This is a genomic window from bacterium (genome assembly GCA_035559435.1).
Taxonomy (GTDB): Bacteria; Zixibacteria; MSB-5A5; order WJJR01; family WJJR01; genus JACQFV01.
In genome coordinates this window covers 1-22182 of record DATMBC010000002.1, presented here as the reverse complement: position 1 = coordinate 22182, position 22182 = coordinate 1, and the positions used below count along the sequence as shown (strand labels likewise).

Below are 22182 nucleotides of genomic sequence, written 5' to 3'. Positions count from 1 at the left end.
GCCGGCGGAAATCCGCCGGTATGACCGCCGGCGTGAAGTGCTGGTCTCCGGCAACATCGCCTCGGGCGCTTTCGCCGGTGATGTGCGCGCCGCGGTGCTGGCCAAGGCGCGCCAGGTGCCGACCCCGCCGGGGTATTCGATCCGCGCCACCGGCGAGGCGGAGATTCAAGAGGAGTCATTCGCCGAAATCTTCACCGCGCTGGTCCTCGCGGTCATCTTCATCTATCTGGTGCTGGCGTCGCAGTATGAGAGCTTCACCGACCCGTTCACCATCATGCTCTCGCTGCCGATGTCGCTGGTGGGCGCGTTGGTCGGGTTGTTTCTCTTTGGCAGCGCGCTGTCCATCATGTCGCTGATCGGCATGGTGCTGTTGATGGGTCTGGTCACCAAAAACGCCATCCTGCTGATCGACTTTGTCAAGCAGGCGCGCTCGCGCGGCGAAACGCGGGAGGCGGCGATCCTCGAAGCCGGCCCGATCCGTCTGCGCCCGATCATCATGACCACCCTGACAACGATCATGGGCATCCTGCCGATCGCGCTGGGCATCGGCCCGGGCGCCGAGTTCCGCGCGCCGATGGGACGCGCCGTCATCGGCGGATTGATCTCGTCGACGATGCTGACCTTGATCGTAGTGCCGGTGGTCTACACGTTGCTGGACGATCTCGTCCACTGGCGCGGCCGCCACCGGGCGCGGACTAAGTCGGCTTGATCGACAGTGTCCGCCGCATGTAGTAGACTCCGGCCGCCAGATACAGCGCGACCGCCGGCCAGACGGTGTAGCGGGCATAGGGCTGCCAGTCGAAGGCGTGGAGCAGCAGGACAATCCCCCAGAGCAATGCGGCGTAGCGTCCGATGTCGGCCGAGACCGGCGCGATCTGCGTGCGGCGGAGAATGACATACCCTCCGACCAGAAGCGAGAGGTCGCGGGCGATGGTCAGGGCGAAGGCCAAGGCCGGCAGGCCCCGGTGCAACACGCAGAACAGCCCCACTACCACCGCCGCCAGTTTGTCGCCGATCGGATCGAGGATCCGCCCCCAGCGGCTGGCCTGGTTCCAGCGGCGCGCGATCCAGCCGTCGGCCACATCGGAGAGGATGGCATACACAATCAACGCCGCCCCCAACGGCACATGCCCGGCGCGCATCACCCACCACCAGACCGGAATGAGCGCTATCCGCGACAGCGACAGCAGATTCGGAACGGTCCAGAAACGGTTGTCGTCGGCGGTCACGGCGGAAATATACGCCGCGTCGATTAGCGCTCGTCGAAGAAAAACGTCAGGGTGTCGCTCCAGGCAACAGGGTGGGCATCGGCCGATTTGGGGACCATCGCGCCGTTGACCCTGTAGAGCCAATATCCGCCGTCGCCGTTGCGACGCGGTCCGATCTGTTCAATCAACATCCCATAGGGGTAAGACTTCACTGCCAGCGGGATGTCGTGCGAATGGGCGACCTCGCGCAGCCAGTCCAACGCGACGATTGAATCAGAACGGACGGCGACAAAAGTGTCGGCGCTGTCGGGACGGTAGGCGATGACCAGCGCCCCCGGTTGGTTTGGGGCCGTGCGCTGCCTGGTCGTCGTTTGATCGCAACCGCCGATGGAAAGCACAAGCAGACCGGCGATGATCTGTCTCATTGCAGGCACCCCCAATACAACGTCGCGCCGCCGCGGAAGACGTGGTTGACCAGCGCCACGGCATCGAGGATGTCGCAAACGCAGTCGCCGTTGACATCGGCGGCGTTGGGCCGCCCGCTGGGCGCCCCGCCGCGGAAGGCGGTGTTGATGATCTCGACCACATCCTGGACATTGTGCACGCCGTCCTCGTTGAGGTCGCCGGGGACGCGGTTGGTCACATAGGCGGCATAGCCGGGGCCATCGCCTCCCGCCCAGGCATCCACCAGAGGGCCGTTGGCGGCCAATTCGGTGACCGAATCGGCGGAGAAGCAGAGCGCAAACACGCCCCCCTCCAGGCGCGGCACGACACTCAGCACACCGCGCGCGGTTTTCCAGGGATTGGACGGGCCATTCAGAATCGCATGTGTCCGGCTGTCATAGCGGTAGACGACCCCGGAGTCAACGAATCCGCCGCCGGCAATGTAGCCGATGCCGTCGGGCGCGATCGCCAAATCGCCGGGATAATCGTTGATCAGGATTGAATCGGTCGGCAGCCAGGAATCGCGATCGAGTGTGTAGACGCGTCCGACACGGTCGGCGTAATTGCCGGTGCAGAGGACATGCACCTCGCCATCGCCGCCGACAGCCAGCACCTGTGGGTTGGCGCCGACATTGACGGAGACTTGCGCAGCGGTCAACGACGCGTTGGCAATCGACACGGTCCCCTGACCGTACTCAAACGTGCCGAAATCGAGACCGGAGTTGGCGATCCAGAGACGTCCGGCGTAATAGAGCAACCCCTCCGGGCTGGTTCCCACCGCGAACCGGCGCCGTTCGACACCAACCTGATAATTCACAATGGCTACCTCATTGGCCACCAAAAGCGACACGGCGCAGAGCGAATCATCGAGGACCAAGACGTCCCAGGGATTATCGCCGCTGGGGAAGGCGACCGTGCGCAGCAACGTTCGGCTCGCTGCGTCGATGACCATGATATCATCGGTGCAGGAGTTGACCACCAACAGGAGGCCGTCGTGGGCACGGACGCGGTTTGGGCATCCTCCCAGCGGCATCCAGTTGGCCACCAGCGAATCGCCGGCACGGTCGATCAAGGTCAGTGTTTCGCCGAGGCCGTTGATGACATAAAGCCGATCCAGATCGTCGACGGCCCGGGCTTCGGAGCCGCGCAGAGTCAGTCCGAGGATGATGCTCCAAACCAGGAGCAGACTTGTGGCGGTGCGCATACGGTCGCTCTCCTTTACTCCAACCCCACTGTCAGGGACAGCGTCAGCGCGCGGGCCGGCGATGGGTATCCCTGCAACAGTTCGATGGGTTCATTGGTCAAGTTTTCGCCACGCAGGGCGATCGTCAGATCCGGCCGCCCGCGACGGATGGCGCAACGGATGGCGGCATCGACTCGTCGATAGGCCGGCTGCGACTTGGTGTTGGCGCGCAGCGTGTAACGCGGCCCGACCCAATGCGCGGCGGCGTGGACACCCCAACGCCCCAGTTGCGCATCGCCGATCAGGTCATGAGTGTGACGCGGCATGAAGACCAGTGTCCGGCCCTGGTAATTGAATTCACCGGAGGCGTCGGTGCCGGCGGTGAAGATGTGGGTGTAGTCCAGCGTGACTCGGCCGTCCCAGGCCGTGGCCGCGAGATGGTCCTCACGGCCGATGACGCGCGCGCCGGCAAGGTTGACCGGTTGATAACGCGGCGGCGCGCCGCGCAGGTCCCAGACGATGATATCGGTGACATCGCGTTCGAAATAGCGTACGTCGGCATGCAGGCACCGGAAACGTCCCCGCGCCGACAGGTCCCACTCGACCGCGCGTTCGGGACGCAGATCCGGGTTGCCCTGCGTGTAGTAATCGCTTTTCCAGAACGCCGACAAGAGCAGCGGACGGCGGAACGAATGCCCCCAGCCCGCGCCTAAGTGCAGCCCGTCGAGCAGACGCCAACTGACGTCGGCGCGCGGCGACCAGCCAGGACGGTTGTCGGCATCGGCATCGACCGCCACGCCGCCGGAGACAGACCACGCGCCCAATGTGCGTCGCCAGCGGGCGCGCAACGCATACTCCGCGCGCGATTGTGCGCCGAAGGCGAGCGCCGGACGTTGGTGATCATCGCCGCGAAGATCGCGCCTCCGGCTCTCCCCTTCCAGCGTCAGGGTCCCGCGCAACCAGTCGAACTCGCCGCCGACACGGGCCCCGAGGTAATGCTCCCGTATATATGTATGGAATGGCACACGTTCCGCCGTGGCGTTGTAGTATTCGCTGGTGAACTCATACCAACCGGCGACTGCCAGCGCAGCCTGGGAGCCGACCGCCCATGCTTGGCTGGTCTGGACACGGGCATTCTTATTGGTCGCAGCCGCCGAGGTGAGCGGGCGTTCGATGGTTCCCGGCGCGCCGCGCTCGATGCGCGAGCCATAACCGAGCAGCTCCAACGTTGGCCGCGTGGACTGTGTGAGTCGCGCAAACATCCGCCCCTCGTTCCGGCCGGCGTTGCGTCGCGTGGCCGAGGCGCCGGTGGCGGCGTCGATGTAGCGGTAGCGGTCATCGCGACGGCCATATTCGCCGCCGGCGGACAGATGCAGCGAGCCGGATCGCATGGTGGCGTTTGTCTCCTGCTCGAAGGCGCCCCACGGCCCGGCCTGCGAAGAAACGGTCAATTGCCGCGGCGATGGCGGCGGCGCGGTGATCAAATTGATCGCGCCGCCCATGGCCGCATCGCCGCCGATCAGACTCTGGCTGCCGGGACGGACCTCGATCGCGGTGATGGCCGCTTTCGGAATCGCCTCCAAGTCGACCGCGCCATCGGCGCCGCCCGACAGGGGCAGGCCATCGAGCAGGACCGCCACACGGCTGGCCGGCTCGCCGCCCAGCGAGATGCGCGTGCCGCCGGGCGCATCGGCACTGCCGTAGACACGAATGCCGGGCACCGTAGCCAGCACATCGGCGAGGGTCTTGCCCGCATACCGCCCTCCATGCAGTTCGATACGACGGATTGACGCGGACGCGACGGCAGGAGCGGTGGATCTTAGTCCCTGGATGTGCACCGGATCGGGCTGCAGTTCGATGTGCAAGTTGCGCGCCAGTCCCTCGTCGATCCGGACCTGTTCGATGCGCCGCGCATGGTATCCGGCGCGTTCAACGATCAATGTCCAAGCGCCATAGGGCACCGCGCGCAGGGTAAAGCCGCCGTCGGCCTGCGAATGGGCCGTCAGCGCCGTGCCTTCGACATGGATCGTCGCCTGATCAACCGGGGCCAGCGTGGCCGCGTCGACCACGACGCCGGAAATCACGATGTCGGATTGTGTCCACCCCGACGCCGGCGAGAGCAAGAGCGCCAGAGTGGCAACACGGCAGACAAAACGGGAGAACCCGGGCATCGACCTCCACCTCCCCTCGGAGTGGCGGGCTGGACGGCGCCGTGGTGGGGGTCGGAAAGAAAAACCCGGCCGGGAATCAGGCCGGGTGATGATGGCATGGCCGGGTCGTGGGACCCGTCCCTGTCACCCGCTCCCTCCCGCGAAGGCGTCGTTGGTGATCTGACACGTTCGGCCCGGTGTTCTGACTTGCGGCTTCGCGCCTTCGACGGCGCCTTCCCGGATGCAATCCAGTGGCTTCGATGCCGTCGTTGTAGCCGCTTACAGCAGCGGGGCTGTGGCGGATTTGCACCGCCTTCCCGGTCGATCGCCATCGGGCGATCTCCGAACGCCGGCGCCAAGATGCAAAATTCGCGCGGGACTTGTCAAGTCGAATCGAATTGTCGTATCTTCTATCCGCATTCACGAGGCACCCACGCGCGCTGAAGGACGATCAGTACAACCGCGGCTTTACGGTTGCCGAAGACGATTCAACTCACTTACATTCGGAGAGTCATCTTGAAGATCGCCAGCGACCAACGGACTGCAGTCATGGCGCCGCCGAAGAAGAAATCCCGTCCGCTCAAGCCGGGGCTGGTCGTGTTCACCGACCTCGACGGCACGCTTCTGGACTTCCACAGCTACTCGTACGAGGCCGCCCAGGCGGGTCTGCGCGAACTCAAGCGGCTCAATGTGCCGCTGGTGCTGGTCTCGTCGAAGACACGCTACGAGATCGTGCACCTGCGCAAACTGCTGGGGCTGGACACCCCGTTTATCTGCGAGAACGGCTCGGCCATTTTCTGGCCCAAGGCGGGTGTGCCCGAAAAGCCGCGCGGCGCCAAGGAGAAGGACGGTTTCTGGGTGCGCGAGTTCGGCGTCCCCTACACCGAGGTCCGCAAGCAATTGGTCACCTACCGCGAAGCGACCAAGGTCCACTGCGAGGGATTCGGCGACTGGAACCTCGAGACCATCTCCGCGATGTCGGGCGTGCCGCACGGGATGGTGGCGCTGGCCAAAAAGCGCGAGTATTCCGAGCCGTTCATCTTCCGCCCGACGCCGTCGGAGGCGGCCCTGCAGAATCATCTGAAGAACCTGAGCAAGAACGGATTTGCGATCATCGAAGGCGGGCGGTTCTACCATCTGATCGGCGAGGACGCCGACAAGGGCAAAGCGGTCGCCGAGTTGATCAAGTGGTACAACGCGGTCGAGCCGGTCAAGCCGCGCACGCTGGCCTTCGGCGACGCGCCCAGCGACTGGCCGATGATGAACGTCTGCGACATCGCCGTGGCGGTCAAACGTCCCGATGGCAAGTACCACCCCTTCCTGCGCGAGCACAAAGGCATCCGCCTCGCCGGCGCCCCCGGCCCCGAGGGCTTCAACCGGATGGTCCTGCGGCTTTTGAAGCAATTAATCTAAACGCAACCAGATTGGACGGGCGGAGCCGGTCGGCGAGACTGGCTCCGCCCTTTCCTGTCGCTCGTCACTCGCTTTTCGGCGAGCCGTCGATGTCGATCATGCGACCGCCGCCGGGGTAGGGGGCGCTTTTCGCTTTCTTGATGCGTACGAGAGCGTGGGTGACATCGCGGATGCGTTCGGCCGCTTCCTGCACCTTGGTCAGACGGGCGAGGGTGTCGGGGTCCAACGACGGGGACTTGCGCATGAGCAGCTGCACGTTGCCGAGCACGGCCATGAGCGGATTGTTGATCTCGTGGTTGAGGGCGGCGCCGGTTTCGATGACCGCCTCGGTGCGGACGTTGTCGAGTCGCTGCGCATCGAGGGCCGCCTCGGGTTGCGACCAGGCCGGACCGCCGCGTCCGATCAGCACCATCATCGAAGCGAGATAGCTGACAAACTCCTCCTCGACCGCCAGACTGCGCTCACCGTAGGCGATCCCGGTGATGACGCCGATTACGGTGTCATTGGCGCGCAAGGGATACGAGAAAATGCCGGCGGGGGCCTCCAGATCCAGCGTCATGAACAGCGACTTAACCGACCAGGTTTTGCGCAGTTGGCCCAGCAGCGTCTGCTCAAGTTGCTCGATCTGACGCACCGCCGCGGGATCGCCGACCTGGGCGTGGGCAAGGTCGGCGCCCTCCGGCCCGAAGATGCGCGCCGCGCCGGCGGCCAGTCCGACCGTGGTCACCGCGTCGGCGAGGGCCTGCCGCAAAAGCGCCTGCGGATCTTCGCCACGCGCGGCAGCCAGCGCCAACTGGCCCAGGATGCGGTAGCGGTGTTCAACGGTGTCTGGCATGTCGCTCATCGGGCAGACCTCTCCCAAGGGAGACAAAACTCCCCGCGCGATGAAAGCGCAAACTCGGTGCCGCCGTTGAAGATTGCCCGAAGCGAGTCGCCTAAAGTAATGCCTGCGACAATTGTCGCAACCAATGCGCCTGCAAGCACTTGCAAGATCGGCGGATTGATCCTTTGAGACCAATCGGACCTATTAGGTACGAAGCGGTGTTTTGGTGTGAACCAGGGTGCACAGTTGGCGCAGTTCAGACAGGGCAACTTACTGATTGACGACGCCGACCAGCCGGGGTAGATAGGGCGCTTCCCAGCGGCCCGCATGCGGGCGGGACAACACGATTTGATGGAACTGCATCCGACCATTGTCCACTTCCCCATCGCGCTTGTAATGGTAGTGATGCTCCTGGACATCGGACGTTGGATATTCGACCGCGAGAATCTGTTGCGCGCCGGGTTCTGGGCCGGCAGCACGCCGCTTCTGATCCTCGCGCTCTGCGGCGCGCTGGCGGCGGTGGCCAGCGGACTGGCGGCCGAACCGGAAAACACCGGCGGGGTGGTTCATGATCTGCTCGCGGCGCATGAGATCATGGCCTTTGTCAGCACCGGGCTCCTGGCGACCTTGACCTTCTGGCGGGTGGGCCTGCGGGGAGCATTTCCGCGCAAGGCGGGGTTCCTCTATTTGTTTCTGGTACTGGCGGCGGCGGTGGTGGTCGGTTATGGCGCCTATTTCGGGGGCCAGATGGTGTATTCGCACGGTGTGGGTGTCGACGCGGTGAATTAGCGCCAACGCCGGCGCCTCCGATTGCGTTTAGTGAGTTTCCATGATGAATGACGACTACGACCAGAGTTTTGCCGCCGGCGATTCCTGCATCGACAAGCCGGCCTGCGAGTGCGGCGTCTTCGGCATCTTCGGCCATCGCAAGCCGGCCGAGATGGCCTACTTCGGCCTCTACTCGCTGCAACACCGCGGCCAGGAGTCGGCCGGCATTGCCGTCAGCAACGGCGAGACGGTCACGGTGCGCAAGGGCATGGGCGAGATCGCCGATGTCTTCCCCGATCGTGAGGCGCTGGCCGGTCTCTCAGGGTTCGCCGCCATCGGCCACAACCGCTATTCGACCACCGGATCCTCCTCGTTGACCAACGCCCAGCCGCTCCTGATGAAGTTCAAGTTCCGCCACATGGCCGCCGGGCACAACGGCAACATCACCAACGCCGGCGAGCTGAAGTCGCGGCTTGAAAAGGAAGGCGCGATCTTCACCTCGTCGTCCGACTCGGAGCTGGTGCTGCACCTGTACGCCCGTTCGAAGAAGCGCGACACGGTCGCGCGCGTCGCCGACGCGCTGTCGCACTTCGAGGGCGCCTTCTGCTTTGTCATCCTCACACCCGATGAGCTGATCGCGGCGCGCGATCCCTGGGGGTTCCGTCCCTTGTCCCTGGGTAAGCTGAACGGGTCGTATGTGGTGGCCTCGGAGACCTGCGCCTTCGACATCATCGGCGCGCGCTACATCCGCGACATCGCGCCGGGCGAGATTCTCGCGATTTCCAAAAAGGGCCTGACGACCCGCCAGCTGCCGCGCAGCGAGCGCCGCGCGCACTGCATCTTCGAGTACATCTATTTCGCCCGCCCCGATTCGATGATCTTCGGCGAGAATGTCGACAAGGTGCGGCGCCGCCTCGGCCGCCAGCTGGCCATCGAGCGTCCGGCCGATGCCGACATCGTGATCTCAGTCCCCGACTCGTCGAACACCGCCGCCATCGGCTACGCCGAGGAGTCGGGCCTCAAGCTGGAGTTGGGCCTGATCCGCAACCACTATGTCGGACGCACCTTCATCCTGCCCGATCAGAAACTGCGCGACCTGGACGTGAAGATCAAATTCAACCCGGTGCGCGGCGTGCTGCAGAACAAGCGGGTGGTGATGGTCGATGATTCGATCGTGCGCGGCACCACCGCGCGCAAGCTGGTGCGAATGGTGCGTGCCGCCGGCGCGCGCGAAGTGCACTTCCGCGTCGCCTCCCCCCCGATCATTTCCCCCTGCTTCTACGGCATCGACATGCCCACCAAAGGGGAGTTGATCGCCTCGACGCGCACGGTCGAACAGATCCGCGCCTACCTCGGCGTCGACTCGCTTGGTTACCTGTCGCTGGAGGGCATGCTGTCGCTATCCAGCCATCCCCAAAACGCCTTCTGCACCGCCTGCTTCTCCGGGCATTACCCGACGCGGATTAACCGACATTCGGGCAAACTGGCGCTCGGCTGAGGTCGGCGCCGTCGGGCGCGCCCGTTTATGCCACGAGGGCGGCGGGGCCGCCCTCGGAGGGATGCGTAAGATTCGTGAAGCGGCGCCGGACGCACACTCCGGCGCTGGCAGGGATCTGGCGGTCAGTGCAGCACGGTTACTTCACGCGCGACGACAATTCCTCAAGCGTTTGCTTCTCGTAGTAGGTAAACATCATCCGGCGCCCCTCCAGGATCACGTCGCGGACCGCGCAGTCGCCCCTCTTTGAGCAAGGCGAACCGTTGGAAACGCATTTGATCGGGTCGGTGTCTCCCTGGATGGCGTTGAGAATCTCGGCGATGCTGACCTTCTTCGGCGCCTTGACCAGCGAGAAGCCGCCACGCACGCCGCGGTGCGACTTGAGAATGCCGGCGCGGGTCATGCTTTGAAAGATCTTCGCCAGAAACTTGTCGGGGATGTTCTGCGCCTGCGAGATCTCGGTCAGCGACACGACAGTGCCCCGCGGCTGTTTGGCCAGATGCACGGCGCCAAACAATCCGTACTCCTCGGCTTTGGTGAACTGCATGCGGTGCCCCTTTCCTCCGTAGAGCGAATGTGTTCCCAGCAATCGACTCGTGGATACGCCGTCGCGTCCACTCACAACAACGTTACGGAATCCCGGCGCAAACAGTAACAATTGCGCTCCGCTTTATGACAGAACGGGGCTGTTTAGCTACCCTTTTTGACAGCGACGCCGGAGAAGGCGACAAAAACGGTCATATATGCCGCCTTCGGATCAAATGGCGCCATCATGCCGAATGCGTTGTCGCCACCCGCACCGCGAGCGCGCAACGAAGGCGGACCGCCGCCGGTGAGGGATTGCGCCGACACAGACGGGGAATCAGCCGTCGTTGAAGTCATGATTTATTTCCGCGTGCCATCCCCACCCTCCCGACGGCCCCGGCTTATTCATTGCCCGACAGCAGGATGAGGCGCGCTCCCGAATACATCATCATCCGGCATCCGGTTTACGGCGTTCGGTTGTAGAACCGTGCAAATGAGACGGCGACTCAACGCCGCCGGCGCGCACAATTCTGTCCGGGCCCGCAGGCGAAGTCGGCATGGCCCAATTGTCGCGCGGTTCAAACGACGGGCGGAAGACTCGCCTCGGGAGAGACAACGTGTCCCTGGCCCGAACACACGAGTCCACCTCTTCGCCTTCGCCGGCGTTGGCGCCTTGGCGTCATTCGGCGGCGACGGCCGTTGCACTGTTGTTGGCGCTGGGCGCGGCGGCGGCGGGATTTGCCTTGTGGCCGCGGTCATCGGAGCCGCCCGAGTCGGTGTCGTACACATTCGACGATCAAACGGCGGCGTATACCGCCGATGCGGCGGCCGCGTATGCCCTCGAGGCATTCCGCGCCGCAATTGATTCCGCCCGGCCGGCGTTGGCCCTGGCCGGCGGCGATTCGCAATGGCCGGCAGCGCATGCGATAACCTATGAGATTCTGCCGGCCGGTGGCGCGTCGCGGCGGCGCTTGACCGCCGGCCCCTGCGAGGAACTGATGGCCACCGTGCGCCGCTATGACGTCCTGGCGCGGCTGCCGGGCGCCACGGCCGCCACCGTGCGCATTCCGCTCGATCATGCCCTGGTGCCGTTGTTTCACTTCGCGGTCTTCTATGATGATGTGCTCGAACTTCACCCCGGCACGGCCTTGTCAATCAACGGCCGTGTGCACACCAACGCCGACATGTATCTCGATGCCTTCACCGGGCTGAATCTCGAATCATTCTGCACCGCCGCCGGACGGATTCTGCATGGCAAGCATCCGGCGTCACGCGAGGAAAACTATGATGGCCCGGTGCAGATCCGCGACCGGGGCGGCCTCTATCGGTCGATGGCGCTGGCCGACGGTGTGTGGCTGGATCATCGTCATCCGGATTGGCGGGCGGCAGCATTGACACGTTGGGGCGGTCGGGTACAGGATTCGGCGCATGGTGTCACACGCCTGACGCTGGCCCTGGCCGGCGGCGGCGCTCCGCGCGACATCATCCGTCCCGCCGCAAACGGCAATATCGACTCCTACGAATTGAAAGCCGGGCTGAAGATCATCGACGGCGCCGCCTTCCACCGGCGCGAGGACGCCTGGGTCGATGTCACCGCGCAATTGGAAGCGGCCGGCGTACTGCGCCGCGCGCAGTTTTACGACGCCCGCGAGAAGCGGCGTGTCGCGGCGCTTGAAATCGACATCGCCCGACTCAATGCCGGCTCCTGCCGGCCGGCCAACGGCATCGTCTACATCCACGATGGGCGGCGCGGACCCGACCTGCGGGCGGCGCGTCTCGTCAATGGCACGCATCTGGCCGCACCGCTGACGGTGGCCAGCGACAACCCGGTCTACACCCGGGGCGATTACAATGTCATTGATCCGCAACCGGCCGCAATCATCGCCGACGCATACACGGTGCTCTCCAATGGCTGGCAGGACAAGCATTCCGCCAAGAGTCTCGAGTATCGCGACGCCGCCGGAACCACCTGCAACGTCTCGATCATCGCCGGGCATGTGCCGACACGCGCCGGGGTGATGTCGGGTGGAGTCCACAATCTGACGCGCTTTCTGGAGAATTGGGCTGGCCGCACCTTCCACTGGCGCGGCGCGATGGCGCAACTGTGGGAGTCGGAATACGCCACGGGCCCATGGAGCGACGCCGACGGCACCTACAGCCCGCCGGCGCGCGACTGGTCGTATGACGACAACCTGCTCGATCCGGCAAAGCTGCCGCCGGGGACGCCGTTGCTCAACGCGATCATTTGGCGCGCGCCGGAATCGCTGGCCGGCCAGCCGCCGCGCTCGCGGTAGAAGCGCCAACGCCCTCCGACCGCATCTCCATCCGCATTTCCGACAATGGGCATGATCCCATACCTCCGCCCGATGCAGCCACTGCTTGGCATCACGGACCTCGGCGCGTCCCGACGGCACTGCGCGTAAGACGCTGTCACCCGGCGGATTATGGGTTCGTCACGGAATGCGGACTCTTGGCACGGCATTGGCTTATGTCAGCGGCAAGACGGACTCTGAAGCGACGGAAGGCGGATGATATGCTGGGTCGATTGCGCAAGATTGGATCGAATCAAAAGGGGCTCTCCCTCATCGAAGTGCTTGCGGCCATGGTCGTGTTGACCCTCGGCATTCTGGGGTTGGCGCCGCTGATGGCAATCTCGGTGCGCGGCAGCGTGCACAGCGAAAACATCACCAGCGTGGTGGCCGCGGCGCAGGAGATGATCGAGCAGAAAATCGGCGCCGTCGGGTTTCCGACCATCCCCTTTGTGCAAACCAGCACCTTCGATGGCGGTAAGTACACGGTGACGACGCGGATCACCGACAAGACGGTGACGTCGTCGATTCCGGCGCATGTCTACAAGGTGGACGCGACCGTCAACTGGACCGACGCGTCGGGGCTGGCGCGCACGCTCACTTTCACCACGTACACGACCAAGAACTGAGGACCGCCGTGAGAACGATCAGACACTATTGGCAGTCGGAACGGGGCATGACGCTGATTGAACTTCTGATCGCGTGCTTCCTGACGTTTCTGGTGGCGGGCGCGGCGATGGAGTTCTACATCTCGCAGCACAAGACCTGGCTGGTGGAAAACGACGTCGCCGCGGTCCAGCAGAATGTGCGGGCGTCGCTGGACGAGATCGCCGGGGCGCTACGCATGGGCGGCTACCAGTTGAAAAGCCACCCGGCCTACACGCTCGGCGCCGATTCGCTGACGATCTACCAGCGCGACGACGCCACCGCTGAGGTCGACACGACGCTGTACTTCGTGGCCACCGACGACCAGGCGCAGACCAATCTGTACCGTCAATTCAAGGGCGAAACGCCCGAAGTCCTCGCGGAGAATGTGGAATCGTTCGCGCTGACACGGTTGGGGCCGAATCTGATCGACATCTCGCTGACCGCGCGCGCCCCCAAGCCCGACAGCGCCCTGATCGCCGGCGACGGGTATCGCCGCCGCACGTTCGAGACGCAGGTCCGTCTGCGCAACTTATAGCCGGGCATGATCGAAGGAGGCAATATGAATGACAGGCGCAACGAACGCGGCGCCGCCATGTTGATCGCGCTGGCCGTGATGATGATGATCTCGCTTCTGGGGATCTCGGCGGTGCAGATGTCCAGCACCGACATGGCGATCTCCGAGAACTTCCAGCAGGACACGCGGTCCTTCTACCTGGCCGAGGCGGGTGTGGAGCACGCCTACGGCATCATCCGCGACACGTCGACCTGGCGCACCGGCCTGTCCAATGTGGCCTTCGCCGGCGGCCAATACAACGTGACCGTTATTGACAAGACGGTTCAGGCCAGCTTGGGCGACACGTTGGTGCTGCGCTCGATCGCGACACGGTCCGGCGCGCAGACGGGCGTCGAGGTCAAGCTGGCGCCGGCGCGCCCCTTCCGCTGGGCGGCCTTCGCCGACGACCACATGGACCTGCTGGGCGGCACCTACACCGATTCGTATGATTCCGATTCGGGCAGCTACGCGGCCACCAAGCGGCTCACCGACGGCGACGTGGGCAGTAATGGCTACGTTGACATCAATGGCGACGCCGAGATCAACGGCGATGCCGGCTCGGCTTCGGCGGGAGAATTGTCGATCGACGGATCGGCCTATGTGGGCGGCGACACGACCACCACGGCGCCGATGCAGGTGTTTGATCCGGTGTCGGTCGCTGACATCAACTATGCCAAGGCCAACAATAGCGCGCCGGCCGGACTCTCCGGCTCGTACAACTACAACAGCGGCAGCAAAGCCCTGCGCGTCAACCCGGGCAACACGCTCACCCTGGCCGATGGCATCTATTACTTCTCCAGCATGGACATTCAGGGCAACATCGTCATAGCCTCCGGGGCCACCGCGAAGATCTACATCGACGGCAACATCACGATGAACTCACAGGCGCGCGTCAACATCACCGGCAAACCGATCCAATGCCAGATTTACAGCCGCGGCGCGGAAATCCGCATCAACGGCGGCGCCGAGGTCTCGTCGGTTGTCTACGCCCCCGACACCGAAATCCGGCTGATCGGCGGTTCCGATCTCTACGGCGCCTACGTCGGCAATGTGGCCCAGGACAACGGCGGTTCGAACTTCCATTACGATCGCTCGTTGCGTGATTGGGAACTGAAGAAGCATTACGCCAAAGTGGCATGGCGCGAGATCTGACCGGCGCAGGCCCGCACCGCCGGAAACCGATGCCTGCAATCCTCGCCCTCCCCTTCCACCGGGGAGGGCGAGTCTGTTTTCTCTCAGCGACCGAGGAGTTCCGGGAGGCCAAGAAGCGAATCGATGACCGTATCAGGGGCGATTGACCCGCGCGCTTCGTCGCCGGGACGGTACTTGCCGGTGCGCACCAACACCCCACGGATGCCCAGCGCCTGCGCCCCGCCGATGTCATTGACCGGATCATCGCCGATCATGATGCAGTCGGTTGGCGTGACGTTCAACTCACGCATCGCCATCTCGAAGATGAGCGGCGCGGGTTTGCCGATGATCGTCGCCGGTTTGCCCGTCGTGTACTCCAGACCGGCCACAAACAGCCCCAGATCGACTTTCAACCCCTCCGGCACCTGCCAGTAGCGGCCCTTGTGCATGGCGATCAGCTCGGCGCCGGCCATGATCTGATTGAACAACGAGTTGAGCAGCGCGTAACTGACCTGGTCTTCGATGTCGCCGAGCACGATCAGGTCGGGCCGGTCGTCGCAGTCGGTGAATGCGGCGAACTCCCCGCGGGCGTCGGCGGTCATGACAAAACGACAGCGCACGCCGGGACGTGCGCGCAGGTACAACGCGCCGGCGTACGGCGCGGTGATCAGATCGCCGGGCGCAAGCGGCAACCCCAGACGGCGCAGCTTCTCGGTCAGCGAGGCGCGCGACCGGGTGGTGGTGTTGGTGATAATGCGAAACGGGATGCCGCGCTCGCGCAGGAACGCCAGCGTCGCGACCGCGCCGGGCAGCAGCCGGTCGCCAACATGGAAGACGCCGTCCAGATCAAACAGCGCGGCGCGCACCGTTCCGAGGCGGCCGTGGGCGGCCATCAGCGCCGTTTCCCGCCCTTCGGCTTCGCGGGGCGCAGCGCGGTCAGTTTGGACTCACGCAACAGGTCAATCACAAGACGGGCGCCGAAGCCGGATGCGCCCTTGGGGCAGTAGGCGTGGCCCTTGGGCTCCAAATCGACGCCGGCGATGTCGATGTGCAGCCACGGGTAGCTGCCGGCGAACTTGCGCAGGAATCCGGCGGCGATACAGGCGCCGCCGTCACGGCCGGCCGAGTTGCGCATGTCGGCCACCACGGTCGCCAGCTTCTCGTCATAGTCGGCATGCATCGGCATGCGCCACACCCGCTCGCCCGATTTGGCGGCCGCGGCCTGGGCCGCACGCGCCAGGGCGTCGGCGTCGGTAAAGATGCCGCAGTAGACATCGCCAAGCGCGACTTTGATCGCGCCGGTGAGCGTGGCGATATCAACGATCACCGCCGGATCGAAACGCTGGGCATACGTCAGCGCGTCAGCGAGAATGAGACGGCCTTCGGCGTCGGTCGAGTTGATCTCGATCGTCTGGCCGGAGAGCGAGCGCAGGATGTCGCCGGGCCGGTACGCCTGCCCGGAAGGCATGTTCTCCACCAGCGGAGTCAGCGTGACGATATTCAGCGGCAGTTTCATCTTCGCGGCGGCGCAGGTGGCGGCCAGCATCACGGCCGAGCCGGCCATGTCGCCGCGCATCTCCCACATGTCCTGCCAGGGCTTGATGGAAATGCCGCCGGTGTCGAAGGTCACGCCCTTGCCGATCAGGGCGACATCGATCTGTTTGGAACGGCGCTTGTTGCCGAAGTAGTTGGCGATCAGGAAGCGCGGCTCGTTGGCCGATCCCATCCCCACCGCCATCACGCACCCCATCCTGGCGCGCTCGATCTCGCGCGGGCCGAGGACCTGGAGTTTGACCTTCGCCTCATGGCACCAGCCGGCGGCCACTTCGGAATAGGTCTTGGGGTTGAGGTCGTTGGCCGGAGTGTTGACCATGTCACGGACACGGCCGACCGCTTCGACGATGACCGATCCGCTGTCGATGCCTTTTTCCGCGGCGCGTCGGCGCGCGGCCGAGGGGTCGAAGAATGTGAGCGCCGCGATGGTCGGGGGAATCTTGTCCCGGGTGGTCTCGGAGCGGTACCGATCGAAGCGGTAGTTGGCGAGGCCGGCGCCGACAGTCGCCGCTTCGGCAGCGGCGGCGGCATCGGCCCCGGGCGGCAGCGGCGCGGCGACCTTGGCGAACTTGTGCTGGCGCGCCGCGGTGACCAGCGCGCCATAAGTGCGGCGCAATAACTCGCTGCCGGCGACACCGTCGCCCGTGCCGACGAGTATGGCCTGCCCCGGCGCGCTGTGAACCACGAGCGTGGCGCCGATCTTACCGGTGAAGGACGGCGACGCGGCGGCTTTCTCCAGCGCCGCGCGCAGATCATAGGGCAGCTCGCGAACCCAAGCCGGCAGCTTTCCCTTCGGCGGCAGGAAGACCGCCAGCAGATGGTCGGACAGCAGTTCCGACGGACGTGCGGCGGAACAGAGAATTGGCAGTGACATCGGACTCCTCCTCAGGTTGAGACCGCCGGTCGCGGCGGCACCGGATTGGCGCGCAAAAGGGCAGTCCAACTGCCCAGCCCATAGATGACATGGTGAATGAAAAACAAGGCCGGCAACACCGGGACAGCCCAGGGCAGGCGCGATGGCAATGCCACCGTCAGCGCCGAGACAATCGCCATCGCGGCATAGAGACCCGCCAGCGACAGCAGAATCCACCCGGCCGCACTCAGTCCGGCGAACCAAAGCATAGCTAGGAGCGTCCCCGCTCCGACCATGGCCATGGGCGCAAAATGCCACCAGTGATGCCCGCCGCGTCCGCGGCGATGCCCCCAAAGACTCCAAGCCCCGTTAAGGAAGGCACGACGCCAGAGACCGGAGAACGTGAACGGCGCCAGATAGGTCGCTTCGGCATCGACCCGCCAGAACTCCACGCCCTGCTGGCGCAAACGGCCGAAGAGATCGTTGTCCTGATTGCGCGCCAGTGATTCATCCAGCCCGCCCATTTCAACGAGCATCTGACGGTCAAACAGGGCGAAGGTCACCGAGTCGCTCGGGCCGGGTTTTCGCCCGAACCGCAGCGGCGAAACGCCGGTGCCGAAGCGCGAGGACAAAAGCAGCGCGTTGAGACCTCCGCGCCAACCCTGGCCATGGACCTCGAGGCGTCCCCCGCAAACACGGCGGGGGCGTTCGGCATAGGCCGCGGCCACCGCCGACACATAGTTCGGGGACAGGAGGCAATGGCCGGACAACCACAGGATCGCGTCGGCGTCGGTCCATCGCAGGGCCAGATTGATCGCCGCCGGGGTCGTGCGTCCGGGGTTGTCCAGCAGGTGGACCGGGCGGCCGCGGTGCGCCGCGACGATCTCGCGCGTGCCGTCGCTGGAGCCGCCGTCGAGCACGAGGATCTCGGTCAACTCCGCCGGGTAGTCCTGCGCGGCCAGCGCGGCCAGTGTCTGGGGCAATGTCGACGCCTCGTTGAGCGTCGGGATGACCACGGCGATGCGTGGCAAGGCGGGCACAGACGGCATGGCGGCGGGGATCGGAGCGGCGGCGGGCGTTCTGTCCATTTGCCGAGAGTACCCCCGACAGGAATCGAACCTGTATCACCAGCTCCGGAGGCTGGTGCGTTATCCATTACACCACGGGGGCAGGCCGGCCGCGCGGGCCGGAGGGCACCCAATCAGCGCGGCTGAAAACACACATTATCACCTTCGGGCAACCTGTTCAACCTCATTTTTTTGTGCCGCCCGCGGCTCCGAATTGGGTTGCGCCGGCCGATAGAGCATGATAGACTTCGGCATTGACACAGGGGGCCGCCTATGTGGGTCGTTCGCATAATTCTACTCTTGATCGTCCTGGCGGTTGTCATTGGGTTTTCCGTCTACAACTCCGGCCCGCGCATCCCCGCCGTGGACCTGATCTGGCACCAGTACTATGACGTCCCGATGGTGGTGGTGGTCTACTGGTCGATGCTGGCCGGGATGGTGGTGGCGGCGATCCTCGGCATGACCTATGTCTTTCGTCTGCACGCCGACCTGCGCGCCGAGCGTCGCGCCCGCAAGCGGCTGGAGGCGGAGATGGCCAGCTACCGCAACCGCACGATCGAAGAGCTGGATGAGATATAGCCCGGACAGGGAGTGTCCGTGCCGGTGACTTAAGACCGAGGGCGCGTTATGGACTTTACCGGATTCGGCTGGACCGTGTTTTGGATCTTCGCGATCGGGGCGGCGTTGTTTGCCTACGCCTGGACCCGCAGCTCGCGCCGTCGGACCAGCCAGGCGCCCAAGCTCTACATGGAGGCGCTGCGGGCGCTGGTCGATGGCGACGATCACACCGCCTTCGAGCGCCTGAAGATGACCGCCAACGAGGATTCCAGCAACATCGACGCCTACCTCAAGCTGGGCGACCTGCTGCGCAAACGCGGCAAGTTCGACCGCGCGATCCGTGTGCATGAAGAGTTGACGCTGCGTCTGGGGCTCTCCAAGTCGGCGCAGATCGCCGTGCACAAGGCGCTGGCGCAGGACTACCTCGCCGCCGCCAACCATCAGCTCGCCGAAAGCTCGCTTTTGAAGATCCTCGAGCTTGACAAGGAGCACCTCTGGGCGGCGACGCAGCTGGTCTCGCTCTATGAATCCACCGGGCGGTTCGACGAGGCCTACGAGGCGCGCAAGACGGCGCTGAAGATTTCGGGACAAAAGGACGGGCAATCGCTGGCGCTCTACAAGACGCTGGCCGGGACCAAGCTCGCCGCGCAGGGCAAAAAGCACGAGGCCCGCGTCGAATACAAGGAAGCGCTTTCCCACGATCCCAACTGCATCCCCGCCCTGCTCTACCTCGGCGACGCCTATTGGGAAGATGGCCGTGCCGATGAGGCGGTCGAGTGGTGGACGCGTCTGGCCAGCGCCCACACCGACGCGGCGCATCTGGTCTTCGGACGTCTTGAGCGCGCCTATTTTGAATTGGGGCAGTACGGCGAGATCACCAAGTTCTATGACCGGATTCTCGAGAAGAATCCCAACAACACCGCCGCGTTGATCGGCCTGGCCGATTTGGCGCGCAAGAAGGGCGAATACGACCGCGCCATTCAGCAGTACCGTCACGTGATGGAAATCGATTCCGACAACGTGGCGGCGCGCGCCGGGATCATCAGCGCCCTGGCGCGGATGAACCGCTGGCCGCAGGTGGCCAACGAGGTCGAGCACCTGCTCGATGCCGCCGCCTTCTCGGAAACCGATTACATCTGCTCCAAATGCGGCAATCGCGAGCACGAGGCGACCTGGTACTGCGCCAAGTGCAAAGGCGTCGGCACCTTCCGCCTCTGGAGCACCTCTTCGCAATCAGCAACCACGAAAGTGTAATCCGTATCGGAGCATATGCCATCGCCAATCGGGGGCCCAAAAGCGGCCCTCAATTGGCGATGGCAGGTCAGACAGGAATATCCGACCCCTGTTCATCAAGTAATCCGTCATTCCATACCGGTCGCGGCGCTCTTGGCCGCGACCGGGTTGGAATCTTTGTGTTGAGGAGGACGGACATTCCTGTCTGTCCTTAGCATCGTGAGGTGGGTCCGCTTTCAGGACCCGCCGAACGAGGCGATAGCCGGGGCGGGGCGGAGAGAGTTACGCGCGGCAGAACTTCTTGTCGAAATCAAAGATCGGGATGCGCACGACGGTGGGGCGTCCATGCGGGCACGAGAACGGGTTTTCAGTGTGCATCAGGCGCGCAAACAGCGACTGCATCTCCTCCGGCTTGAGACGGTCCCCCGACATGACCGCCGAGCGGCAGGCGGCCGAGGCGGCCGCCGCCTTGAGCAGATCTTCGCCGCCGCGACGGGCGGTCTCGACATCTTCCAGCACACGACGAAAGAGGATGACCGGGTTTTTCACCCGCAAACCGGTGGGAACCCCTTCCAGGAGGACCGTGCGCTGGCCGAAGGCACGCACTTCGAATCCCAGCGAAGCGACCACGTCGCCGGCTTGCTCGTAAGTCTGCCATTCGCGCGGTTCAAGATCGATCGATTCCGGGAAGAGCATCCGCTGGGTCTCGGGGCGGCGCTCCAGCGCACGCCGCAGGATGGCTTCATATTGAATGCGTTCATGCGCGGTGTGCTGGTCGATCACCCAGAGCTCCTCGCCAACGACGGTCACGATGTAGAGATCGCGAAACTGCCAGAAACTGGCGACATCGGGGACGGCCTGTTCCTGCATCCGCTGGTCGCGGGTGACCACGACGCCTGTGTCTGCCTCTCCTCTCTCGGCAACTGGCGCGTGGGGCTCTGCGATGACCTCGGCCACGTGCGGCAAATCGGTCCCGATTGACGACGGAATCGCCGGAGTGTGCGCAGCGACGGGATCGACGACCGTGACCGGCGGGAAGGGCAATCGCTCGCTGGTCACCGGCGGCGTATAGGAGGGCTTCAGTTCCAGGGTCGGGGCGGTACGCGGCGAGGCGAAGATCGCCTTGTTGATGCCGTAGTAGATGAGATCGTAAACGGCGCGGTCGTGGGCGAAACGGACCTCGCGTTTGGTCGGATGCACATTGACATCGACCCGACGCGGATTGACCGCGACCGCGATCACCGCAAACGGGTACCTCCCGCGCGGGATGGTCTCGCCATAGGCATTGGTCGCCGCATGCTGCAGCGACTGCGACCAGACACGGCGTCCGTTGACATAGAGCAGAATCCGGTCCCGCGACGAGCGCGACAGCTCCGGCTTGCCGGCAAACCCGCTGACCCCGAGTTCGGCGTCGCCGGCGGCGAACGGCACCAGCAACTCGCGAATGCGCGCGCCAAAGAGGTCGGCGAGACGATCCTCCAGACGCTCCGCCGGGGCGACCTGCAACGCCGGCTTGCCATCAAGCAGGAGCGTGAAACCCACCCGGTGGTGCCAGGCGGCGAAGTCGATCACGGTCTCGATGATGCGTTTGATCTCGGTGGTCGGCGCGCGCAGGTACTCGCGCCGCGCCGGGGTGTTGTAGAACAGATGGCGCACGGTGACCGCGGTCCCGACCGGCGCCCCGATGATGCCGCTGTCGCTGCGGGTCCCGGCTTCCCAGAACATCATCGCCGCCGCCTCATCCTGACGGCGGCGCGACACGATCTCCAGATGCGCGATCGAGGCGATCGCCGCCAGCGCCTCGCCACGGAACCCGAAGGTGAGGATCGCGTCGAGGTCCTCGGCGTCGCGAATCTTCGAAGTGGCATGCCGCAGGATCGCCTGCGGCAGGTCGGCCGGGCTCATCCCGGCGCCGTTGTCAACCACCCGGATTTCCTCGGCGCCCGCCTGCTTGACGGCGATGTCGATCTGGCCGGCGCGGGCGTCGAGGGCATTTTCGACCAGTTCCTTCACCACCGAGGCGGGCCGTTCGATCACCTCCCCCGCCGCGATCTGGTCGATCAGGTGCTCGGGGAGGACGGCAATGAGGCGTTCGGCGCCGGTGGTGGTGGCCATGGGGTTCCTGGGAATGTCGCGAAGACCGTGACAATCCCGGCAAGAATCAATCGCCGCGCAGGCGTCGAGTCAACTCATCCAGCTTGTTGAGGGCTTCGATCGGAGTCATGCTGTCGGTGCGTAAACGCGTCAGTTCATCCACCGCCTGCGCC

Annotated in this window: 20 protein-coding genes, 1 tRNA gene and 1 riboswitch; of the genes, 10 read left to right on the top strand and 11 right to left on the bottom strand. The window is 64.7% G+C overall.

The genetic code is table 11. The features are described 5' to 3' along the window. Nucleotides 1-709, top strand: a 709-nt coding sequence (locus VNN55_00110) for an efflux RND transporter permease subunit (protein HWO55951.1), incomplete at its 5' end; no start/stop codon positions are given. Here the strand turns inward: VNN55_00110 and VNN55_00105 are convergent. From VNN55_00105 to VNN55_00090, 4 genes are read right to left on the bottom strand one after another with little or no spacing between them, the layout of a single operon-like run. Beyond that, nucleotides 696-1229 carry a CDP-alcohol phosphatidyltransferase family protein gene (locus VNN55_00105; protein HWO55950.1) on the bottom strand — a complete coding sequence of 178 codons (534 nt, stop codon included), beginning with the start codon at nt 1227-1229 and terminating at the stop codon, nt 696-698. The genes VNN55_00110 and VNN55_00105 overlap by 14 nt on opposite strands. A 23-nt stretch (nt 1230-1252) precedes the next feature. Continuing rightward, nucleotides 1253-1633: a DUF4430 domain-containing protein gene (locus tag VNN55_00100; GenBank protein HWO55949.1), complete on the bottom strand. Its 381-nt coding sequence runs from the start codon at nt 1631-1633 to the stop codon at nt 1253-1255. Continuing rightward, complete coding sequence (locus VNN55_00095; GenBank protein HWO55948.1) at nt 1630-2856, bottom strand: dockerin type I domain-containing protein; 1227 nt, start codon at nt 2854-2856, stop codon at nt 1630-1632. The genes VNN55_00100 and VNN55_00095 overlap by 4 nt, the downstream gene beginning before the upstream one ends. A gap of 14 nt (nt 2857-2870) precedes the next feature. After that, complete coding sequence (locus VNN55_00090; GenBank protein ID HWO55947.1) at nt 2871-5006, bottom strand: TonB-dependent receptor; 2136 nt, start codon at nt 5004-5006, stop codon at nt 2871-2873. 153 nt (nt 5007-5159) lie between these two features. After that, nucleotides 5160-5346: riboswitch (cobalamin riboswitch) on the bottom strand. Nucleotides 5347-5534: 188 nt separating this feature from the next. Here VNN55_00090 and VNN55_00085 point away from each other — a divergent pair. Continuing rightward, entirely contained in the window at nt 5535-6398 is an 864-nt protein-coding gene (locus VNN55_00085; GenBank protein HWO55946.1) for an HAD-IIB family hydrolase, read from the top strand. A 64-nt stretch (nt 6399-6462) separates the two neighbouring features. Here VNN55_00085 and VNN55_00080 read toward each other — a convergent pair whose 3' ends face one another. After that, complete coding sequence (locus VNN55_00080) at nt 6463-7242, bottom strand: histidine kinase dimerization/phospho-acceptor domain-containing protein (protein HWO55945.1); 780 nt, start codon at nt 7240-7242, stop codon at nt 6463-6465. 330 nt (nt 7243-7572) lie between these two features. Here VNN55_00080 and VNN55_00075 point away from each other — a divergent pair, with 330 nt between their 5' ends. Together VNN55_00075 and purF are read left to right on the top strand one after the other, a co-directional pair. Continuing rightward, complete coding sequence (locus tag VNN55_00075; GenBank protein HWO55944.1) at nt 7573-8010, top strand: DUF2231 domain-containing protein; 438 nt, start codon at nt 7573-7575, stop codon at nt 8008-8010. A gap of 40 nt (nt 8011-8050) precedes the next feature. Next, nucleotides 8051-9487 carry an amidophosphoribosyltransferase gene (purF, locus tag VNN55_00070; protein ID HWO55943.1) on the top strand — a complete coding sequence of 479 codons (1437 nt, stop codon included), beginning with the start codon at nt 8051-8053 and terminating at the stop codon, nt 9485-9487. A gap of 136 nt (nt 9488-9623) precedes the next feature. Here the strand turns inward: purF and VNN55_00065 are convergent, their stop codons facing one another. Then, nucleotides 9624-10031: an Rrf2 family transcriptional regulator gene (locus VNN55_00065; protein HWO55942.1), complete on the bottom strand. Its 408-nt coding sequence runs from the start codon at nt 10029-10031 to the stop codon at nt 9624-9626. A 595-nt stretch (nt 10032-10626) separates the two neighbouring features. Here VNN55_00065 and VNN55_00060 point away from each other — a divergent pair. From VNN55_00060 to VNN55_00045, 4 genes are all read left to right on the top strand, one after another. Beyond that, on the top strand, nt 10627-12303 hold the full coding sequence (locus VNN55_00060) for a hypothetical protein (GenBank protein ID HWO55941.1): 1677 nt from the start codon (nt 10627-10629) through the stop codon (nt 12301-12303). 239 nt (nt 12304-12542) lie between these two features. After that, the gene (locus VNN55_00055) at nt 12543-12947 is read left to right on the top strand and encodes a prepilin-type N-terminal cleavage/methylation domain-containing protein (GenBank protein HWO55940.1); all 405 of its coding nucleotides are present in this window, start codon (nt 12543-12545) and stop codon (nt 12945-12947) included. Between the two features lie 8 nt (nt 12948-12955). After that, a complete protein-coding gene (locus tag VNN55_00050) occupies nt 12956-13501 on the top strand; it encodes a prepilin-type N-terminal cleavage/methylation domain-containing protein (protein HWO55939.1) in 546 nt (181 codons plus the stop codon). Nucleotides 13502-13525: 24 nt separating this feature from the next. Next, complete coding sequence (locus VNN55_00045; protein ID HWO55938.1) at nt 13526-14671, top strand: pilus assembly PilX N-terminal domain-containing protein; 1146 nt, start codon at nt 13526-13528, stop codon at nt 14669-14671. 83 nt (nt 14672-14754) lie between these two features. Here the strand turns inward: VNN55_00045 and VNN55_00040 are convergent, their stop codons facing one another. From VNN55_00040 to VNN55_00025, 4 genes are all read right to left on the bottom strand, one after another. Then, nucleotides 14755-15543 carry a TIGR01458 family HAD-type hydrolase gene (locus tag VNN55_00040; protein ID HWO55937.1) on the bottom strand — a complete coding sequence of 263 codons (789 nt, stop codon included), beginning with the start codon at nt 15541-15543 and terminating at the stop codon, nt 14755-14757. Beyond that, nucleotides 15543-17078: a leucyl aminopeptidase gene (locus VNN55_00035; protein ID HWO55936.1), complete on the bottom strand. Its 1536-nt coding sequence runs from the start codon at nt 17076-17078 to the stop codon at nt 15543-15545. The genes VNN55_00040 and VNN55_00035 overlap by 1 nt, the downstream gene beginning before the upstream one ends. Nucleotides 17079-17089: 11 nt before the next feature. Continuing rightward, on the bottom strand, nt 17090-18145 hold the full coding sequence (locus tag VNN55_00030) for a glycosyltransferase (GenBank protein ID HWO55935.1): 1056 nt from the start codon (nt 18143-18145) through the stop codon (nt 17090-17092). Nucleotides 18146-18155: 10 nt separating this feature from the next. Then, nucleotides 18156-18227, bottom strand: a tRNA-Arg gene (locus VNN55_00025). A gap of 170 nt (nt 18228-18397) precedes the next feature. On the opposite strand from VNN55_00025, the gene VNN55_00020 reads away from it, so the two are divergent. Continuing rightward, the gene (locus tag VNN55_00020; protein HWO55934.1) at nt 18398-18703 is read left to right on the top strand and encodes a lipopolysaccharide assembly protein LapA domain-containing protein; all 306 of its coding nucleotides are present in this window, start codon (nt 18398-18400) and stop codon (nt 18701-18703) included. A 48-nt stretch (nt 18704-18751) separates the two neighbouring features. Next, nucleotides 18752-19936 carry a tetratricopeptide repeat protein gene (locus tag VNN55_00015; GenBank protein ID HWO55933.1) on the top strand — a complete coding sequence of 395 codons (1185 nt, stop codon included), beginning with the start codon at nt 18752-18754 and terminating at the stop codon, nt 19934-19936. A 261-nt stretch (nt 19937-20197) separates the two neighbouring features. Here the strand turns inward: VNN55_00015 and mutL are convergent, their stop codons facing one another. After that, nucleotides 20198-22030, bottom strand: coding sequence for a DNA mismatch repair endonuclease MutL (mutL, locus tag VNN55_00010; GenBank protein ID HWO55932.1), 1833 nt, complete (start codon nt 22028-22030; stop codon nt 20198-20200). Between the last annotated feature and the right edge of the window lie 152 nt (nt 22031-22182).

What these genes read in the sequence shown, in the direction of transcription:
- VNN55_00100 (HWO55949.1), bottom strand. Translation starts at nt 1,633, where the DNA reads ATGAGACAGATCATCGCCGGTCTGCTTGTGCTTTCCATCGGCGGTTGC.
- VNN55_00020 (HWO55934.1), top strand. Translation starts at nt 18,398, where the DNA reads ATGTGGGTCGTTCGCATAATTCTACTCTTGATCGTCCTGGCGGTTGTC.
- VNN55_00045 (HWO55938.1), top strand. Translation starts at nt 13,526, where the DNA reads ATGAATGACAGGCGCAACGAACGCGGCGCCGCCATGTTGATCGCGCTG.
- VNN55_00085 (HWO55946.1), top strand. Translation starts at nt 5,535, where the DNA reads ATGGCGCCGCCGAAGAAGAAATCCCGTCCGCTCAAGCCGGGGCTGGTC.
- VNN55_00035 (HWO55936.1), bottom strand. Translation starts at nt 17,078, where the DNA reads ATGTCACTGCCAATTCTCTGTTCCGCCGCACGTCCGTCGGAACTGCTG.
- VNN55_00040 (HWO55937.1), bottom strand. Translation starts at nt 15,543, where the DNA reads ATGGCCGCCCACGGCCGCCTCGGAACGGTGCGCGCCGCGCTGTTTGAT.
- purF (HWO55943.1), top strand. Translation starts at nt 8,051, where the DNA reads ATGATGAATGACGACTACGACCAGAGTTTTGCCGCCGGCGATTCCTGC.
- VNN55_00080 (HWO55945.1), bottom strand. Translation starts at nt 7,242, where the DNA reads ATGAGCGACATGCCAGACACCGTTGAACACCGCTACCGCATCCTGGGC.
- VNN55_00030 (HWO55935.1), bottom strand. Translation starts at nt 18,145, where the DNA reads ATGGACAGAACGCCCGCCGCCGCTCCGATCCCCGCCGCCATGCCGTCT.
- VNN55_00055 (HWO55940.1), top strand. Translation starts at nt 12,543, where the DNA reads ATGCTGGGTCGATTGCGCAAGATTGGATCGAATCAAAAGGGGCTCTCC.
- VNN55_00015 (HWO55933.1), top strand. Translation starts at nt 18,752, where the DNA reads ATGGACTTTACCGGATTCGGCTGGACCGTGTTTTGGATCTTCGCGATC.
- mutL (HWO55932.1), bottom strand. Translation starts at nt 22,030, where the DNA reads ATGGCCACCACCACCGGCGCCGAACGCCTCATTGCCGTCCTCCCCGAG.
- VNN55_00065 (HWO55942.1), bottom strand. Translation starts at nt 10,031, where the DNA reads ATGCAGTTCACCAAAGCCGAGGAGTACGGATTGTTTGGCGCCGTGCAT.
- VNN55_00090 (HWO55947.1), bottom strand. Translation starts at nt 5,006, where the DNA reads ATGCCCGGGTTCTCCCGTTTTGTCTGCCGTGTTGCCACTCTGGCGCTC.
- VNN55_00075 (HWO55944.1), top strand. Translation starts at nt 7,573, where the DNA reads ATGGAACTGCATCCGACCATTGTCCACTTCCCCATCGCGCTTGTAATG.
- VNN55_00095 (HWO55948.1), bottom strand. Translation starts at nt 2,856, where the DNA reads ATGCGCACCGCCACAAGTCTGCTCCTGGTTTGGAGCATCATCCTCGGA.